Raw genomic sequence first — 18,418 nt, forward strand, 5'->3', positions numbered from 1 at the left:
GAGTCCTCCCGATAGATCGACTGTCGTGCCTCCTCCGAAGATTGATCAGCCGATATCGACAGTGATGACCTCCATTATGGATGATGTCAACATTATCGATAATGGCTTTTGCCTATGTTTAAACATAAAGGATGGAGCAAGGAGAATTGAGGCCGACGATTGCAACACGGCAGGGGACAGGTGCGCTCTCAAAACCGCGATTTGCAATGCGGCTGCCGCGACGAGGATGATCCGCGGACGAGGCACCATCACCCATGAAATCGGCTCCTGTAGGCACTGGGGCCGACGCCAAGCCGCTGGAGGAAAACGCGCCGCAGGGTCTCGGTCGATCCGAAGCCGCAGCGCGCCGCGGTTCGCGTCACGCTCGCGCCCTCTTCCAGAAGCTGGCGCGCGCGCTCGAAGCGGATGGTTTCGACGGCGTCAGCAGGTGTGCGGCCGGTGCTTTGACGATAGCGTCTCGAGAAGGTGCGAAGGCTCATGCCTGCCTGGTCGGCCAGCACGCCGAGCGACAGATTATGTTCGAGATGGCTGGCGATCCAGCCGTGCAGCCGCTCGAAGGTGCCGTCCGACTGCTGCAGGGCCAGCGCGGCGCTGAACTGCGCCTGACTGCCCGGACGTTTGAGAAACACGACGAGCTGGCGCGCGACGGCCAGTGCGAGCGGCCGGCCGTGGTCCGCCTCCACCATCGCCAGAGCCAGATCGATACCGGCCGTCACCCCGGCCGAGGTCCAGACCGATCCGTCCCGCACGAAGATCGGATCGGGATCGAGGCGAACTGCGGGAAAGCGGGCGGCGAACTCGGCGCACCGGCCCCAATGCGTCACGGCCCTGCGGCCATCGAGAAGTCCGGCCTCCGCGAGCAGAAAGGCACCGCTGCAGACGGATGCGGTGCGCGATGCGCGGGCCGCGCGTCGTCGAACCCAGGTCAGAAGCGCTTCATCGCGGCATGCGGCATTCACGCCGTGGCCGCCGGAGACGATCAGCGTTCCCCCGCCGCCCTCTTCCGGAAGCGCCTTGGATCGCAGGACGATGCCGGAACTGGTCACGACCTCCCCGTCGGCCGAGACGATGTCGATCGCATAGGGCTTGTTCGCACCAGCCGGCGCCAGGTCGTTCGCCGTGGCGAAGACCTGCGCCGGCCCCGTCACGTCCAGAATCTGGGCGTTCTCGAAGGCGAGGATCTCGATGGAATGCGGCAGGTCATTTGGCATGATATGAGCGATGATTGGCGCAAAGGCCAATCTGTGCTGCAGTAGGGTCGCTCCGTCAACAAGGAAACGGGCTCATGACGCTTCACTTTGGAATTCTCTGCTTTCCCGCCGTCCAGCAGCTGGACCTGACCGGGCCTTATGAGGTCTTCGCCTCCGCCACGGGCGCGAAGGTCCATCTCGTGTGGAAGGATCTTGAGCCCGTGCGAGCCTCGACCGGTCTCTGGCTGCAACCCGACATGCGCTTTGTCGACGCGCCGGATTTCGACGTCCTGTGCGTGCCGGGCGGCGCGGGCGTCAACGCGCTGCTCACCGACGACGAGACGTTAGCCTTCGTGCGGGACAAGGCCGCCAAGGCGCGCTTCGTGACGTCGGTCTGCACCGGTTCGCTTGTCCTTGGCCGCGCCGGTCTTCTCCGGGGCCGCCGTGCCACCACGCACTGGAACGCCCATGATTTCCTCGCGAGCTTCGGTGCGGTGCCCGTCAGGGAGCGGGTCGTGCGGGACGGATCGCTCATCACGGCCGGCGGCGTCACCTCCGGCATCGACTTCGGGCTTGCCGTCGTCGCAGAGCTTATCGGGCAAGAGGAAGCCGAAACGATCCAGCTGTCGCTGGAATACGCGCCCGAGCCTCCCTTCGGCGCAGGCCTCCCCGAAACCGCCTCGCCGGACGTGCTCGCATCCGCCAGGGCCCGCATGGCGGGATCGCGGCGGGAGCGAGAGGTGCTCCTGTCCGCGATAGGCCCGGAAAGTTGAGTTCGGTGGCTTGGCTCACGGCGGAAAACGCCGTCAGTCAACAGATCGTCGAACCCATGCGCGATCGGACCGGCCCGTCAAAGCGGCGCGAAGCCGGGGATTGTGAAACCATTGGGTTCGCCCGCTGCTGTCATCCCGCTGCTGTCATGGAGAGCTCATCCTCCAAGCCGCAAAGCCCTGACGCCCATCATGCCGTGTCGTCTCACGGGGTGGCATGAATTATGCGTCTTCTCCACCGTTGGTGCGGCGTTCGAAAGGAGAAGGCTGGTCATGACGCGACAGGCGAATGGGATGATGGATGTGCGTCTGATGCGGACGCTTCTGACCTTGCTGACGGAATGCAGCGTTTCGAAGACAGCCGACATTCTGGGGCAAGCGCAGCCGACGGTTAGCCTGACGTTGAAACGGCTGCGGGAAATGCTGGACGATCCGCTTCTGGTCCGGTCCGGAGGAGCGCTGGTGCCCACGGAGCGCGGTCTCGCTTTGAAGGATACATTGCGCGATATTCTCGGCACGATCGACGCACACCTATCGCCGCACGCCACCTTCGACCCCGACACTGCGACACGAAACTTTCGCATCGTCGCAGACAACTGCCTCGGAGCCGTGTTTCTGCCCCGGCTGGTCGGAAACATTGCACAAAAGGCGCCCAATGTCAGTGTCGATGCGTCGCATATGCCGAGCTATGACGATCTGATCAGCCAGCTCGCGGATGGGTCCATCGATGCGGTCATCGGAAACTGGCCGCATCCGCCGGAAAATCTGCGGATGTCGCCCTTGTTGAGCACCGACATCGTCTGCGTCGTTCGCCCGAGCCATCGACTGGCAAGTCTCCAGGAACCGATGGCGATGGGCGAGTTCCTGAAGGAAAAACATCTCTCTCCGACATCCGACAAGCGCGCCCATCTCAGCCCGATCGACGGACGGCTGATCGAGCTCGGGCTCAAGCGCAACATCGCCGTCTCCGTACCGGAATATGCGATCACGCCCTACGTGCTGACGCAATCGGACCTCGTCTTCACCACCGGTCGAATTTTTGCCGAGCAGATCGCACAATCCTTTCCGCTCGTCGTTCTGGAGGCACCGCGCGAACTCGGTCAGATGCAGTTTTACATGCTCTGGCACGAGTGCAAGCACCAGTCGCCCGATCACGTCTGGCTGCGACAAACGATCAAGTCGGTTGCGGCCGGCGTTCGCGTCTTCGATCCGACGGGATCGATGCCAATGACCTTCCTGCGGTCCGAAGCGCCCGTCTTTGTTTAACACCAGTGACGCGGGATCGGACGCGAGCGGACCCAGGTTTTGCGCCGTGCAATATAGTCTATTTGGATCGCGTTATAGGTTTTCCTGTCACGGCGGGCGACATTGGCTGCAGTTCACTCGCAACCATATGAGGGCATCATGGCAGGTTCACAAGTTAGCCGACGTGACGTGCTTGCAGGGATCGCCGCCGGCGCGGCGGCAGGGATGTTCGGTTCTCTCGGCAGCGCGAGAGCTGCCGTTTCCGAGATGGTCTGGGCGACCTGGGATTCCAACGGGCACCCCGAATACGTCGCCGCCTTCGAGGCGCAGACCGGCGTCAAGGTAAAGCTGTCCTTTCTTTCCAGTGAGGATGCGCAGTTTGCGGCCCTGAAAACCGGCTCGGCCTCCGACTGGGACATGATCAACCCATCGTTGAACGGAAGCTGGCGCTACATCAAGGCTGGATTGCTCGAAGAAATCGACATGGCGAAGATCCCCAACGCCGCCAAGATGTACGATGTTTTCAAGACGACGCCAAAGGTTCTCGACGCCTCCGGCAAGCAGTTCGCGGTTCCCTATCTCTGGGGTCTGAACCCGATCGTCTACCGCAAGGACAAGTTCGAAAGCGAGCCCGACTACACGACCTTGTTCAACGAGACATACAAGGGCCAGCTTGCCATGCGCGATTATGCGTTGGAATCCATCGCCATCGCAGGTCTGGTGGCCGGCGTGCCGCGCGACAAGGTCTTTCTCATGGAAACTAGGGAATTGGCGGAGGCCAAGAAGCTGCTGGTCGCGCAGAAGCCGCTGTTACGCACCTATTGGCAGACGATCGGCGATCTCACCAATCTGTTTGCCACAGGCGAGGTTTCCTGCGCGTTTTCGTGGCGGGTTCCCTACGATACGCTGAAAGACACATTGCCGATGGGGATGGCCAAGCCGAAGGCCGGCATCATGGGCTGGTGCGACTGCTTTGCCATGCCGGCCACCTTGTCGGCCGAGAAGAGCGAGATCGGCTACAAGTTCATCGATTATCTGCTCGGGCCGGAATATGCCACGCAGATCGCCAAGATCGGCAATTACGCGACCACGTCCTCGGTCATCCGCGACGATTTGTCGAAGGAGCAGCAGGAGCCGATCTTCGTCGACGACATGGAGGTGATGAAGTCGTTCATGTGGCCGGTCGCCCCGGAGAATTATCCCGAGTGGTTGAAGATCTGGAATGAAGTCAAGGCAAGCTGATCATGGTGACCACGCCTGAAGGGGCGCCAGATTACGCAAGATCGGGATTGCTGCTGTCCGCCCGCGGCTTAACCAAGACCTATGGTGGGCAATGCGTGGTCGATGGCATCGATCTCGATATTCCGGAAAGGGCGTTCACGACCTTCCTTGGTCCCTCCGGCTGCGGCAAGACGACCATCTTGCGAATGATTGCCGGTTTCGAAACGCCGGACGCGGGGTCGATCGTGCTCGACGGGCGGGCGCTGTCCGGGGTTCCGCCGGAGCGCCGGCCGGTCAATACGGTGTTCCAGAGCTATGCCTTGTTTCCACATCTGACGGTGCTCGACAATGTCGCCTTCTCGCTGACCCTGCGGCGCCAGAGCAATATCGACGTCGCAGCCCGCGTCAAACGCGCGCTGGATGCCGTGCACATGACCGCGTTCGGCGACCGTTATCCCCACCAGCTCTCGGGTGGCCAGCAGCAGCGGATCGCGGTGGCGCGCGCGATCATCGCCGAACCGCATCTTCTTCTGTTGGACGAACCCCTTTCCGCGTTGGACAAAAAGATGCGCGGACACCTGCAGATCGAGCTGAAGGATCTGCAGCGGCGTCTCGGTATCGCCTTCGTCTATGTCACCCACGATCAGGAGGAGGCCTTTGCGCTCTCCGACATCGTCGTCGTCATGAACAAGGGGCGCATCGTTCAGAAGGCACCACCGCTGACAATCTACGCCCGCCCTGCCAACGCCTTCGTTGCCGACTTCATCGGAGCGGCGACCCTCCTTCCGGGCGACATCGTCGCTGGCGAGGAGGCCAACGAATCGGCTGCAATCGACACGGCCATCGGCATCGTCGCGTGCCCGGCGGTGGAGGGATTGGCGAAAGGAGACAGGGCGGTTCTCGCCATCCGGCCGGAGCACGTCCGCATCGGCACGGACGGCCTGAGCGCGGTGATCCGGCATGTGGTGTTCAAGGGGGATCGTTACCTTGTCGAGGCCGAGGTCAACGGCTTCATTCTGCAGTTCCTCGCGGATACCCCGCTGACGCCCGGAACGACGGTGGGGCTGATCGTCGATAAAGACCGCGCCTTCATCACGAGGATCGGCTGATGGCTCCGGTTTTTCATCGGGCACAGCTTGCCCTCCCCGTGGCCTTGATTCTGATCCCGGGGTGCGTTCTGCCCCTGGTCGTGCTCCTGGTTTTCAGCGTCTTTGAGGTGGATCTCGATACGTTCACGCTGGTTCCGGCCTTTTCCGGACAGAGCTGGCGCCAGATTTTCACCAATCCGGTCTTCGCTTTTCTAATCGGCAAGGCGGTCGTCTCCGGCGCGGGCACGGCCGTGCTGGCAGCTTGCGTCGGATACCCGATCGCCGTTTCGATGACGCGCCTTCCCGTTCTCTGGAAGGGGGTCGGCAGCATCGTCCTTCTGACGCCGCTTTATACGGGCGAGATCGTCAGGATTTATGCCTGGCGGATCGTCCTTGGCTCCGAGGGGCTCGTCAATGCGGCTCTGGAATGGATCGGCTTGATCGATGAGCCTTTGAAATTTCTGCTTTTCTCGCCGTTCACGACCCATCTCGTGCTGCTCTACAACAACCTGCCCTTCATGGTGCTGGCGATCTGGATATCTGCGGAACTGATCGACAAGCGGTTGATCGAGGCCGCACGGGATCTTGGCGCCCGCCCGATCGATGCGTTCTTCAAGGTCATTCTGCCACTGACGACGCCGGGACTGGCCGTCGGCATCTTTACGGTCTTCGCGCTGGCCGCTGGCGATATGATGACGCCGAGCCTTCTCGGCGGAACGTCCGGCGCGACCCCGATGGCGATGATCGACAACCTGTTCGGAACCGCATTCGACTGGCCGCTGGCCTCCGCTTTGTCGCTCAGCCTTCTCGTTGTCCTGTTCGCCTTTGCCACCGGGTTCGTGACGGTCCTTCTTCGGTTCGAGGGCGCGCGAGCGGTCTTCCAGAGGGGGACGCGATGAGCCGTCTGGTCGTCTTCACGCTCGGTCTTGCCGTCTGTTTCTTCTATCTGCCCATCGTGGTTCTCGGGATTTTCTCCTTCAACGCCGCGAGCACGATGGCTTTTCCGCTCACCGGTTTCACCCTCTCCTGGTATGCCGATCTTTTCGGCAACGATGCCTTTCTCGGCGGCTTCATCACCAGCTTTCTGATCGCGCAGCCCGTGGGGGTGCTGGGCGCACTGATCGGATTGATGGCGGCGTTGGCCGTGACATCGCCGCGCATGCAATTCCGCGCCGCGTTCGCGATCCTCGTTCTCGTTCCCTTTCTGGTACCGAAGACGGTCCTGTCCATCGCGCAGGCCATGCTGATCAGCTGGGTGGGACTGGGACGCGGGGCGACCGCGCTCATTCTGGCGCAGACGCTGGTCGTCATCCCCTTCACCACGACCATCCTTGCCGCCGTGATGATCCGGCTCGACCCGCGGCTTGAGGAAGCGGCGCGGGATCTCGGCGCCACCCCGTGGCAGAGTTTCCGGCGTGTCCTGCTGCCCCAGCTGAGCGTCGCCTTGAGTGCCGCCTATTCCATCGGGGTCATCCTGTCGCTGGCCGATCTCACGATCTCGATGTTCCTGGCCGGCCGCACGCAGCCCCTGTCGCTGATCGTCGCATCGGAATTCCGGCGCGAACTGAAGCCCGACCTCAATGCCATGCAGGTTTCCGTCCTCGTATTGACGGCCCTGATCGTGGCGCTGACCGAAATCAATCGCCGACGCCGTCTGCGAGGACGTCTGGCGCATGGACGAGATGACCGATGATGATTGCCCCGATCGACACATCCCGCATGACACTCGACGAGCTGAAGCAGGCGGCGCTCGCCGATCTCACATTGCTCGGCTATCCCAGCGCCCCGTGGCTCGGCGATCATCCCCGACCCGACGCGGCCGGGATCGCCGATGCCATCATCGTCGGCGGCGGCCAGTCCGGCGTCACGATCGCTGCCGCCCTGAAGTGGGACGGACTGCGCCGTGTCCGTGTTCTCGACAGCGGCGCGCCGGGGGCCGAGGGGCCATGGCTGACATTCGCGCGCATGGAAGAATTGCGGACGCCAAAAACCCAGGTCGGCAATGAATTCAACGTCGTCAACCTGTCTGTCCGCCGCTGGTTCGAGACACGTTACGGGCAGCAGGCCTGGGCCGATCTGTCCCGTATTCCACGAACGGACTGGAAGGCCTATCTCGACTGGTATGCCGACGTCTTCGAGATCGCCATCGCCAATCATTGCGAGGTCCTGAATGTCGCCCCGGATGGCGATTTGATCGCCGTTACCACGCGGATCGACGGGACAATCGAAACATCGCTGGCGCGCACCGTGGTGCTGGCCACCGGATACGACGGCGCAGGGGCGTGGCGTGTTCCAGCGTTCGTCTCGGACACGCTCGGGCCGGAGAAATTCGATCATACCAACGGCCCGGTCGATTTCGACGCGTTGAAGGGATTGCGCGTCGGCGTGCTTGGCCATGGTGCATCGGCATTCGACAATGCGATCAAGGCGCTGGAAGCCGGTGCCGCCGCCGTGGATCTGTGCTTCCGGCGCGCGCGTCTGCCACGCACCAATCCCCATCGTGCGGTCGAGACGCCCGGCATGATGACGCAGTATCCGGACCTCTCCGAGACCACCCGCTGGGACATCGCCCGGTTCTTCCGCAGCGCAGATCAGCCGCCGCCGGTTCGCAGTTTCGAAACGGCGACACGCTTTGAAAACTTCACGCTTCGTCCGGCAACCCCTTGGCTGGAGGTTTCTCAACAGCCCGATGCGATCCGTGTCACCACCCCCGACGGCGATCTGGAGTTCGATCACCTCCTTCTTGCCACAGGCATGGATGTCGATCTGGCCGTCAGACCCGAACTCCGGACCCTCCACGACAAGGTGGCGCTCTGGGGTGACCGGTACATGCCACAGGAAGGCAGCGCGGATGCCCGGCTTGCGAGGTTTCCCTACCTCGACGGCTTCTATGGGTTTATCCCGAACAATCCGCACGAAACATGGGTCGGCCGGGTCTTTGCCTTCAACAGCAGCAGTTTCGTCAGTCACGGCCCACACTCCACCTCGATCAGCGGACACAAGCATGCCGTGCCGCGGCTTGTCCGCGGTGTCCTGCGTCGACTGCTGCTCGATCGGGAAGCGGTCATCCTGCCGGAACTCAAAGCCTATACCGCACCGGACCTGCCGATCCCGGACGATTTCGAGAACCGGCTGATCGCGGCCAACCGGCAAGCGGCAAGCTCACCCAAGATTGGGAACCAAGCCAAAAGGGGTGGCGCATGACGCAATCCTTCTTCTGGGCAGATCATTCCACCGCCGATTTCGCGTCCCGAAATCTCAGCGAGACCGTGGTCATCCTGCCAATCTCGGCAATCGAGCAGCACGGGCCTCATCTTCCGGTGCAGGTCGATGCAGCGATCAATGCGGCGATCCTCGATCGGATGGTGCGCCTGCTTGATCCAACCGCGGATGTCCTCATCCTGCCGGCGTTCAGCGTCGGCAAGTCGGATGAGCATCTGGCCTATCCGGGAACGCTGACCCTATCGGCGCAAACCCTGCGGCTCGTCTGGCTCGATATCGCCAGAAGCGCGAAGCGGGCCGGTGTCCGCAAGATCGTCCTGTTCAATTCGCATGGCGGGCAGATCTCGCTGATGGAGATGACCTGCCGCGATATCCGTGTCGAACTCGATATGCTCGCGGTCGCCTGTTCCTGGTTTCGGATTGCACCGGTCGATGATCTGTTCTCCCAAACGGAGATCGTGCACGGCATTCACGGCGGCGATATCGAGACCAGTATGATGCTGGCCATCGCCCCGCATTTGGTCGTCATGGACAAGGCGGAGGATTTCGTGCCGCTGACCCTTGAGATCGAGCAGTCCGGCAGCCCCTTGACGGCGGAAGGCGCGGTCGGTTTCGGCTGGCAGGCGCAGGACCTTCATCCCGCAGGCGTCTGCGGAAATGCCGCCAATGCCGACGCCGTCAAAGGCGCGCTGGTGCTGGACCGGGCGGCCACGGGGTTGACGCGCCTGATCGCGGCGACGAGGGATTTCGACATGAGCAGGCTCACCTCCGAAACCCGCTTCTCGGACGGTCGCTAGCCATGCTCGAACTCCGCGACGTCGATACGCTTCGGATGCCCATGACGGACGGTGTCCATCTGGTCGCCGACGTCTATCGGCCTGTCGGCCCGGAGCGCTATCCCGTTCTGGTGATGCGCCTGCCCTATGGGCGAAAGGTCGCCTCGACGGTCGTTCTCGCCCATCCCGCCTGGTATGCGGCGCACGGCTATGTCGTTCTGGTGCAGGATGTTCGCGGTCGCGGAGACTCCGAAGGGGTTTTCAGGATTCTCGAAGACGATGTCGCGGATGGTGCGCGGACGCTGTCGCTCGCGGCGGATCTTGCCGGCGGCAATGGCATGGTGGCAAGCTATGGTTTCAGCTACCACGGAATGAACCAGTATCTGGCCCTTGCCGGCGCTCGAAAATCCGGCGGCAAGGCCCCCGACGCGATGGCGATCGCCATGGCAGCCTTCGATGTGCGCAATCACTGGGCCTTCGAGGGCGATGGGTTCCGGATGCAGTCCAATCAGATGTGGGCCTGCCAGATGGCCATCGAAAATGCCCGGCTGGCCGACGACCTCGACGCCGCCCATCTGTTGCAGGCCGCTTTGCCATCCCTGCATTCCGGCGCAATCTCGGCACGGCCGGATGCTCTGGCGACGACATCGCAACACACACATTACCAGGACTGGCTGGCCGACGATCCCACCTATTGGCAGGCACGATCGCCACATGCGCTGTTGGAGGGTGTGACGCTCGACGTTCCCATTCTGCATGTCGGCGGATGGAACGACATCATGCTCGAGGGCACCTTGGCCGCCTTCCACGCCTTTTCTTCGAGCCGCAGTCTTCAGCGGCTCTCCATCGGTCCCTGGTCGCACATTCCCTGGGGCCGACGGGTCGGGGCGCTGGATGCGGGACCCGGCGCGGCAGACGGTATCGACCGTGAGATCGTCGCATTTTTCGACGAGGCCCTGAAAGGTCGCGAAAATCCGTCCCCGAAGATCCGGCTCTTCGATGTGGTGAAACAGACTTGGGCCGGCTTCGAAAGCCTGCCGCGATCGGAAATGCGGGTGCTTCATCTCGCGTCCGGCGGCCGTGCGGCCACGACGAGTATCGATGGAACGCTTGCGGAGACACCAGGGGTCACGCGTGCCGATCGTCTCGTCCACGATCCATGGCGACCGGCCCCGAGCGTGGGCTTGCATCTCGGCACCCCTCCGGATTTCACCGACCGGGCGGCGATCGACGACAGGGCCGATGTGCTTGTCTACACCTCCGGTCCGCTCGACCTGCCGCTCGTTTTGTTCGGCGCCGCGAACGTCGATCTCTTCGTGACCGCGGACAGACCGAGTTTCGACCTGGATTGTACCTTGAGCATGCTCACCCCCGACGGGGCGGCCATCAGCATGACGTCGGGACATAAAACCGTAAAGCCGAACACGGCAGCATCGCCGATGTCCGTCACGCTGCGACCGATGCAGATGACGGTGCCGGCGGGGCATTGCCTGCGTCTGTCGATACAGGCAGCGTCGTTTCCCGCCTTTCCCGTCAATCCGGGCACCGGCGCGCGGCCCCAGGACGCGACCGTCACCGACCGGCTGGTCACGACCCTCCTGGTCCGGTCAGGCGATGGCTACCCCTCCGCCCTGCGACTGCCCGTGATGCCGCCACCTGACCGTGAGGAGAATGAATGTGAGCCTTGATCACCAAAGTCTTCTTCGACTGACCTTTGACATTGCACGGCGGTCGAAAGCGCATGGCAACATGCCCTTCGGCGCGCTGCTGGCCGGTCCCGGCGGCGATATTCTCCTGGAGCAGGAAAACGAATACTTTCCCGACCATGATGCGACAGGCCATGCCGAGCGCCTGCTGGCAACGCAGGCTTCGAAGCTTTATCGCGCCCCCTTTCTGGCGGAGTGTACGCTTTACAGCTCGGCGGAACCCTGCGCCATGTGCGCCGGCGCCATTTACTGGGTGGGCATCGGCAGGGTCGTCTATGGCCTTTCCGAACACCGCCTGAAGGCCATGACTGGCGATCACCCCGACAATCCGACGATGGCCCTGCCGTGCCGCGCGGTGTTTTCGGCAGGCCAGAAAAGCATCGAGGTCATCGGCCCCCTGATCGAGACGGAGGCCGAGGCCGTTCACCGGGATGCCTGGCAACCGACCGTTTGACAGCACGTGGCCACGCCTTCTTCGACAGAGGGTGAAACATGCGCCGCCGGTTTCAGGGAGAAAGGGAGAGTCATGGTTCCAATGCAACGCACATCGCAAGAGCTGGAAACGCTGCTGGCAGGCATGCCGAAATGGGGCTCCGAATTTTCGCACACATTCGCCAATCATGCGCCCATGGTCCTTGTCGCGTTGGACCGGATCGGCGGTAAGCCGGATCAGCTCCGCCGATTCTTCCGTCACTACAGAGACGCCAAACATCTTCTGCCCTTTGCCCAGCCGGTGAACCGCCTGGATGGCGAAAGCTGGAAAACCGCCATCGGATTGCGCGAGCGCGAACCCGATCTGCGCGTTTTTTTTGCCGGTGAGGTGGCGAGGCTCGGGATACACGAGGCTTTGAAACTTTATCTTCCCGATCTTGCGGACGGCATTGCCGCCAGTGCCTTTCACGCTCTCATGAGAACCGCTTACGCGGTGCTCCGCGCCGACGAGACCGATGTCACCATTGCCCTCGCCTATTGGGCCGCCACCTATCTTCCCCTTCCGGCGTCGCGGAGCGCCCCACCCATCACGCGCGACCCGGCCGAAATCCTGGCCATGACCGCTGCGATCGAACCCTTGCATGGCCTGAAACTCCACGACCTTCTCTGGCAGAACATGCGCGACGCCGGCAACGTGCCGGAATTTGCGCCCGTCGTCGATTGGCTCGACATCGGGCCGGAGACACTGGAGAGAATGGCGGCGACGGCGCTCGCCTTGTTCGCGGCAACCCAGCATTTCGCCGCCTTGCACATCATTACCGGGCTGCACTGGATCCGCCTCCTGAAGCCGCATTGCCATGATGCGACGCTCCATCGGATGTTGCGGGTGTTCTGGCAGGGGATCGCCGCGCTGATGGGCGAGCTCGGCTTTCCCGAAATGCCGGACGCAGCCGCGGTCGATCGCTGGCGTCAGATCCAAGGGCCGGATTGGCCGGAGATGCATGCGATCGCGGCGCAAAGCTACGACGAGCACGATATCAGCCTTGCCTTCTCCGCCAGCGAGGAGATGAAAATCTACGGCGATCCCCTGTATCGCGTCGTGGTCGCGCGCCGCCTCGGACTGATCGGAGACTATACGAGATGAGCGCGGACGCACCGATCACAGGGGACGGCATCATTGAGGCGGGGACCGTGCTGTGCGGACTTTCGGCGGATGGCACCATGTCCATGCGCCACGATGTCGGCATCCGCGTCGCTGGTGGCATGATCGCACAGATCGGGCCGCTCGCCGCCGTCGGCTATGGCAATGACCATCTCGCCCGCTTCGGGTCTCCCGACATGATCGCCATGCCGGGGCTGGTCAACAGCCATCATCATTTCGGGGTCACGCCCCTGATGCAGGGCGTGCCCTTCGCGCCTCTGGAATTATGGCTGCCGCAATTCCGGGCAATGCGGCAGATCGATGTCCGGCTGGACACGCTCTATTCCGCGATCGAAATGCTGGAAAGCGGAACCACCATGGTACAGCATCTCAACAGCGGACTTTCCGGCGCACCGGAGACCTGGATGGCGACGGCAGACGCCACGCTGGAGGCCTACAGCGAGATCGGCATGCGGGCCGGCTTTTCCTTCATGATTCGCGACCGCAATATTTTGACCTATGAGGCGGATGCCAAGGTTCTGGCCGCTCTTCCGGACACTCTGCGCAATTGGATCTCGCCGAGGCTCGACGCATCGAACATCCCTGTTGCGGACCTGATGACGTTTTACCGCGCGCTCAGGAGAAAATGGATCGAGGTGCGGCCGGATCACGTGCGCGTCAATCTCGCCCCCGCCAATCTGCACTGGTGCACGGACGACTGCCTTCAGGCGATTTTCGAGACAGCGCGGGAGACCGACGCGCAGGTCCATATGCATCTTCTGGAGACCGAGCGGCAATCGCATTTCGCCTGGAACGAATATGGCCATACCGCTGTCCAACATTTGAAGGCGCTCGAATGCCTTGGTCCGAACGTCACGCTCGGGCACGGGAACTGGATGAGCCGCGCGGATCTCGACATCCTCGCCGATTGCGGCTGTACCCTGTGCCACAATGCCTCGTCCGGCCTGCGTCTCGGCAGCGGCATCGCCCCCGTCAACGAGATGCGCCGTCGCGGCATTCCGGTGGCCCTCGGCATCGACCAGTCGAACATCGCAGACGATCGCGACATGACGCTCGAAATGAAGCTGGTGTGGGCACTCCACCGTGAAACGGGTCTGTGGAACGACCGCCCCGACGCCGGTGCCGTCCTGCAGATGGCGACGGAACATGGTGCGAGATCGATCGGCTTCGGCGGCTTTACGGGTCGGCTGGAACCCGGTCACCAAGCGGATATCGTGCTGATGGACCGCCGCAGGATCGGGCGACCGCATGTCAACCGCCGGACACCGGTGGCCGAGAGCGTTCTGCACCGCGGCGGACGCCATGCCATCACGCAGGTGTTTGTCGGCGGCCGCCTCGTCGTAGATGACGGAAAAGTGGTCACGATCGACAGAGAAGCGGTTCTCGCGGACATCGGTGAGCGACTTGAACGGCCGGAAACGCAGGGTGAAAAAGATGCCTGGGACGCGATCAATGCACTCCTGCCCCACCTCGCACGCCATCACCGAGATGTCACGCAAGCATGCGGATATCGCGCTTACCGTTACAATGCGATGGCAGACAGGGAATAGTCGTCCCCTCGCGTCGCCGTCGCGCTGCGTGAAAGCCCCCGGCGGAGCCGTCAGGATCGCCGGGGGTTGGCGTCAGGCTTCGATCCAGGGCTGCAGCACGACCTTGCCGGTGGTGAGGCCATTTTCCAGCAGACGATGGGCTTCGGCTGCTTGTGACAGCGGCATCACCTTGCCGATGTTGATGGACAGCTTGCCGGTCGTCAGGAAGCCGATCAGTTCGTTCATCGTCTCGGCCATGAGCTCCGGCCAGGCGGCATAGGCCGCGATGTAGATGCCGATGACGCTGTGATTGTAGGCCGTCAGCCGCCACGGGTCGATCTGGGCAGATTTGCCGCTGGATTGCCCGAGATAGACCATGCGGCCGAAGGGCGCCAGGGCGTCGAGAGCCCTGTTGACGTTGTCGCCGCCGGCGGTTTCCATGATCAGGTCGACGCCGGGTCCATCGGTCAGTTCCTTCACGCGCTCGGCCCAGTCGGGCTGGCGATAGTCGACGGTGGCGTCGGCTCCGAGCTTTTCGGCGATGGCCCGTTTTTCCGGCGTGCTCGCGGCGGCGATCACCTTGCCGGCACCGTAGAGCTTGGCGAGCTGCACCAGGAACGAGCCGAGCCCGCCGGCAGCACCCTCGATCAGCACGGTTTCGCCTTCGACGAGACGACCGGATTTGCGCAGCGCGATTGCCGCCGTCATGCCATGCGCCACCAGAGCGGCCGCGTTCACGGCGTCGAAGCCCTCCGGCAGAGGGATGACGATCTGCGCGGGAACGGCGATATATTGGGCATATCCGCCGGCGCCCGGGGTCGCGAGCACGAGCGTGCCGACCGCTGGCCCCGCAACGCCCTCGCCCAGCGCTGCAACCGTGCCGGCAACCTCGATACCGAGCGTAAAGGGCACCGGCGAGGCTTCCGGATAGTCGTCTCCGCGCCGCCGCATCGTATCGGCATAGTTCAATCCGACGGCGTCGACGCGAATGAGAATTTCGCCGGGGCCGGCTGTCGGATCGGGAACATCCTCATAGACCAGAACCTCCGGACCTCCCGTTTGGTGGAAACGCACTGCTTTCATGTCACTTCTCCATTTGCATCACGCGATGCATAGGTATATGCAGGAAACCTAGTGTCAATTAGGCACTTATTGTCGCTCAGGTATCCCGGAGGAAACCGCATGGCGGATAAGACCTGCACCCTTGGAGAGTCGGCCGAGCTTGTCCGGCTCATTCTCGATCAGATCGCCGATAAATGGTCGATCCTCATCATGGCATCGCTTTGCCGCGGACCGATGCGCTTCAATTCCCTGAAACGGGAACTGGAAGGCGTCACGCAGAAGTCTTTGACGCAGGCTCTTCGGCGTCTGGAACGCTCCGGCATCGTCGCCAGACGCGTCATTCCCGTGTCCCCTGTCGCCGTCGAGTACAGCGTCACCCCTCTGGGTGAAACGCTCATCGAACCGTTTCAGGCGCTGTTCCAATGGGCGAGCGTCCACAAGGACAGGGTCGAGGCGGCGCAGAAGGCGTTCGATGGGGAAACCGACGGGCAACAGGCGGCGAAGACCACGATCAAGCTGCGGCTCGCCAGCTAGCGCACGCGCGCAAGCCGCTTGATCTCTCGTCCGCGATCGTGAACGGGGACCGCGAGAGGCGTTCAGCCCCTCGCCACCCGCGCCTCTCTCTCCGCCGCCAACACACGATACGCCGCGCCGGGGTGCGGGGCGGCGAGCCTTGGGCCGGCGTCGAAGAGTTTCTCGCGCAGGGTGCCCGGTCGATACGCCGTCTTGTAGACGCCGCGTTTCTGCAGCTCGGGCACGAGAAGATCGACCGCGTCCTCGAAGGTTTCCGGGGTCACGGCGTAAGCGAGGTTGAAGCCGTCGACGTCGGTGTCTTCGACCCATTCCTGCAGGAGATCGGCCACCGTCTGGGGAGATCCGACGAAGACCGGTCCGAAGCCACCGATGCCCACCCAGTCGGCCATTTCGCGGACGGTCCAGACCTTGTCCGGGTCGATGGTCGTAAAGGTTTCCACGGCCGATTGGACGGCATTGGTATAGCGATGGCGCAGGGGTTCGTCGGGCGCGAACTGTCCGAAATCGATCCCGGTCCAGCCGGAGATGAGCGTCAACGCCCCCTCGTAGGACACGTGCTTCCTATACTCGTCGAACTTCCGCTTGGCCTCGGCATCGGTTTCCCCGAGGATCACCGTCTGCAGGTTAAAGGCGAGAATATCGCGCGGGTTGCGCCCTGCCCGTTCGGCCGCCTCGCGCACATTGGCGACATAGCGTTTCAGCACGGGCTTCGAGGGCGCGGCGACGAAGATGCACTCGGCATGCGCGCCGGCGAAATCCTTGCCGCGGCTGGAGGCGCCCGCTTGGTAGAGAACCGGCGTGCGCTGCGGCGACGGCTCGCTGAGGTGGATGCCGGGCACGGTGAAATGCTTGCCCCGATGGTGGATCGGATGAACCTTTTCGGGATGGGTGAAAATGCCGGACTGACTGTCGCGCACCACCGCATCCTCCTCCCAGCTCCCCTCCCAGAGCTTGTAGCAGACCTCCAGATACTCCTCGGCAAGGTCGTAGCGATCGTCGTGGTTCGACTGCTGCGCCTGACCGACGTTCAACGCGCCGCTGTTGAGATAGGAGGTGACGATGTTCCAGCCGACGCGGCCCTTGGTCAGGTGGTCGAGCGTCGAGATGCGCCGCGCGAACGTGTAGGGATGCTCGAAGGAGAGCGAGGCCGTCAGCCCGAAGCCGAGATGCTCCGTCACATAGGCCATGGTCGGGATCAGCTGCAGCGGATCGTTGACCGGCACCTGCGCCGAATGGCGCAGCGCCGCGTCCGTATTGCCGTTGAGAACGTCGTAGACGCCGAGCACGTCGGCGATGAACAGGCCATCGAATTTGCCGCGCTCGAGCGTCTTTGCAAGCTGCACCCAGTAGTCGAGATCCTTGTAGCGGGAGGATTGGTCGCGCGGATGCGTCCAGAGCCCGGGCGATTGATGGCCGACGCAGTTCATGTCGAAAGCGTTCAGTCGGATTTCACGGGTCATCGACGGTTCCTTTGTGTCAGGCCTTGGCATGGCGGCGGCGGGCAAAGCTCAGCGCCAGCACCGCGAAGATCAGCGTGCCGGTGCCGACCTGCTGCCAGTAGAAATTGAGGCCCGTCAGCAACAGGCCGTTGGCGACGATGCCGAGCAGCAGGACGCCGAGCACCGTGCCGGGAATGTTCGGCCGGCCGAGCGGACTGAGCGTCGTGCCGATGAAGGTGGCGCCGATGGCGTTCAGCAGGAAGGCATTGCCGGACGAGGGAATGTAGACCGTCACCGTCGCCGTCAGGATCAGCCCTGCCACGGCGGCGATCAGCCCGACGAGGATGAAGGTGACGGCGACATGCGCGCGGCTGGCGACGCCGGAATAGCGCACCACATCCGGCTGGATGCCGATCGCGATCGCCACGCGGCCGAAGCGCGTGCGCGCAAAGACGAGCGTGGCGACCAGGATGAGCGCACCGGCGATGACGAGCGGGACGGGAATGCCGGCGAGCGTGCCGCGGCCGAGGAAACGGAAGGCTTCCGGCACGCCGGCCGGAGGCAGGTAGACCGGGTTCCCGCCATTGGTGAGGATCTGCTGCAGGCTGCGGCCGATGAAGAGCGTGCCAAGCGTCGCAAGGAACGGCGAGATGCCGATGAGCGAGATCAGCACGGCGTTGAAGGCGCCGACCAGCGCGCCGGAGGCAAGGCCCGCCAGCGCCGCCACGCCCACCGGCTGCCCGGCCAGAACCAGCGAAACGAAGGCGAAACTTGCAAAATCGATCGCCGTGCCGACCGAGAGGTCGATGCCGCCGACGGCCACCGCGAAGGTCATGGCGATGGTGACGATGACGAGAAGGGTGACGTTGTTGACGAGGATGCTCTGCAGATTGGCCGCGGTCAGGAAGACTGGGCTCGCCAGCGAGAACAGCACGATGACGGCGGCGAGCGCCACGAGCAAAGGATAGCGCAGGATGCCGCCATAGGCCGCCTGCAGGATCGTGGACGACGGGCGCGCGGTGCCGGATGCCGGGACAGCCAT

General features: G+C 63.1%; 17 protein-coding genes. 13 read left to right on the forward strand and 4 right to left on the reverse strand.

Features of this window, described 5'->3' with window-relative positions:
• Positions 1-248 precede the first annotated feature (248 nt).
• On the reverse strand, positions 249-1,211 hold the full coding sequence (locus tag ASG39_RS06240; protein WP_062594177.1) for a helix-turn-helix domain-containing protein: 963 nt from the start codon (positions 1,209-1,211) through the stop codon (positions 249-251).
• 74 nt (positions 1,212-1,285) lie between these two features.
• Here ASG39_RS06240 and ASG39_RS06245 point away from each other — a divergent pair, with 74 nt between their 5' ends.
• The 12 genes from ASG39_RS06245 (at position 1,286) to ASG39_RS06300 (ending at position 14,362) form a co-directional block, all read left to right on the forward strand.
• Positions 1,286-1,963: a DJ-1/PfpI family protein gene (locus ASG39_RS06245; protein ID WP_062593993.1), complete on the forward strand. Its 678-nt coding sequence runs from the start codon at positions 1,286-1,288 to the stop codon at positions 1,961-1,963.
• A gap of 189 nt (positions 1,964-2,152) precedes the next feature.
• Positions 2,153-3,226, forward strand: coding sequence for a LysR family transcriptional regulator (locus tag ASG39_RS06250; protein WP_062593995.1), 1,074 nt, complete (start codon positions 2,153-2,155; stop codon positions 3,224-3,226).
• A gap of 138 nt (positions 3,227-3,364) precedes the next feature.
• The gene (locus tag ASG39_RS06255; protein WP_244481149.1) at positions 3,365-4,447 is read left to right on the forward strand and encodes an extracellular solute-binding protein; all 1,083 of its coding nucleotides are present in this window, start codon (positions 3,365-3,367) and stop codon (positions 4,445-4,447) included.
• Between the two features lie 2 nt (positions 4,448-4,449).
• Positions 4,450-5,535, forward strand: a complete 1,086-nt coding sequence (locus tag ASG39_RS06260) for an ABC transporter ATP-binding protein (protein ID WP_062593997.1) — start codon at positions 4,450-4,452, stop codon at positions 5,533-5,535.
• The gene (locus tag ASG39_RS06265; RefSeq protein WP_062593999.1) at positions 5,535-6,413 is read left to right on the forward strand and encodes an ABC transporter permease; all 879 of its coding nucleotides are present in this window, start codon (positions 5,535-5,537) and stop codon (positions 6,411-6,413) included. Before ASG39_RS06260 ends, ASG39_RS06265 begins: the two co-directional genes overlap by 1 nt.
• The gene (locus tag ASG39_RS06270; RefSeq protein WP_062594001.1) at positions 6,410-7,207 is read left to right on the forward strand and encodes an ABC transporter permease; all 798 of its coding nucleotides are present in this window, start codon (positions 6,410-6,412) and stop codon (positions 7,205-7,207) included. Before ASG39_RS06265 ends, ASG39_RS06270 begins: the two co-directional genes overlap by 4 nt.
• Positions 7,204-8,718, forward strand: a complete 1,515-nt coding sequence (locus tag ASG39_RS06275) for an NAD(P)/FAD-dependent oxidoreductase (RefSeq protein ID WP_062594002.1) — start codon at positions 7,204-7,206, stop codon at positions 8,716-8,718. The genes ASG39_RS06270 and ASG39_RS06275 overlap by 4 nt, the downstream gene beginning before the upstream one ends.
• A complete protein-coding gene (locus ASG39_RS06280; RefSeq protein ID WP_062594004.1) occupies positions 8,715-9,533 on the forward strand; it encodes a creatininase family protein in 819 nt (272 codons plus the stop codon). Before ASG39_RS06275 ends, ASG39_RS06280 begins: the two co-directional genes overlap by 4 nt.
• 2 nt (positions 9,534-9,535) lie before the next feature.
• Complete coding sequence (locus ASG39_RS06285; RefSeq protein WP_062594006.1) at positions 9,536-11,200, forward strand: CocE/NonD family hydrolase; 1,665 nt, start codon at positions 9,536-9,538, stop codon at positions 11,198-11,200.
• Positions 11,184-11,672 (forward strand): nucleoside deaminase, encoded by a 489-nt coding sequence (locus ASG39_RS06290; RefSeq protein ID WP_200943858.1) that lies wholly within the window; start codon positions 11,184-11,186, stop codon positions 11,670-11,672. Before ASG39_RS06285 ends, ASG39_RS06290 begins: the two co-directional genes overlap by 17 nt.
• Before the next feature lie 72 nt (positions 11,673-11,744).
• Positions 11,745-12,794, forward strand: a complete 1,050-nt coding sequence (locus ASG39_RS06295) for a questin oxidase family protein (RefSeq protein WP_062594010.1) — start codon at positions 11,745-11,747, stop codon at positions 12,792-12,794.
• Positions 12,791-14,362: an amidohydrolase family protein gene (locus ASG39_RS06300; RefSeq protein WP_062594013.1), complete on the forward strand. Its 1,572-nt coding sequence runs from the start codon at positions 12,791-12,793 to the stop codon at positions 14,360-14,362. Before ASG39_RS06295 ends, ASG39_RS06300 begins: the two co-directional genes overlap by 4 nt.
• A 72-nt stretch (positions 14,363-14,434) precedes the next feature.
• Here the strand turns inward: ASG39_RS06300 and ASG39_RS06305 are convergent, their stop codons facing one another.
• A complete protein-coding gene (locus ASG39_RS06305; RefSeq protein WP_062594015.1) occupies positions 14,435-15,424 on the reverse strand; it encodes a quinone oxidoreductase in 990 nt (329 codons plus the stop codon).
• Positions 15,425-15,523: 99 nt separating this feature from the next.
• Between ASG39_RS06305 and ASG39_RS06310 the strand changes: the two genes are divergently transcribed.
• Positions 15,524-15,937, forward strand: coding sequence for a helix-turn-helix domain-containing protein (locus tag ASG39_RS06310; protein WP_062594018.1), 414 nt, complete (start codon positions 15,524-15,526; stop codon positions 15,935-15,937).
• Between the two features lie 62 nt (positions 15,938-15,999).
• On the opposite strand, the gene ASG39_RS06315 is transcribed toward ASG39_RS06310, so the two are convergent.
• Together ASG39_RS06315 and ASG39_RS06320 are read right to left on the reverse strand one after the other, a co-directional pair.
• Positions 16,000-17,397 (reverse strand): LLM class flavin-dependent oxidoreductase, encoded by a 1,398-nt coding sequence (locus tag ASG39_RS06315; protein ID WP_062594020.1) that lies wholly within the window; start codon positions 17,395-17,397, stop codon positions 16,000-16,002.
• Positions 17,398-17,413: 16 nt separating this feature from the next.
• On the reverse strand, positions 17,414-18,418 hold the full coding sequence (locus ASG39_RS06320; protein ID WP_062594022.1) for an ABC transporter permease: 1,005 nt from the start codon (positions 18,416-18,418) through the stop codon (positions 17,414-17,416).

The organism is Rhizobium sp. Leaf371 (genome assembly GCF_001424045.1).
Lineage (GTDB): Bacteria > Pseudomonadota > Alphaproteobacteria > Rhizobiales > Rhizobiaceae > Ferranicluibacter.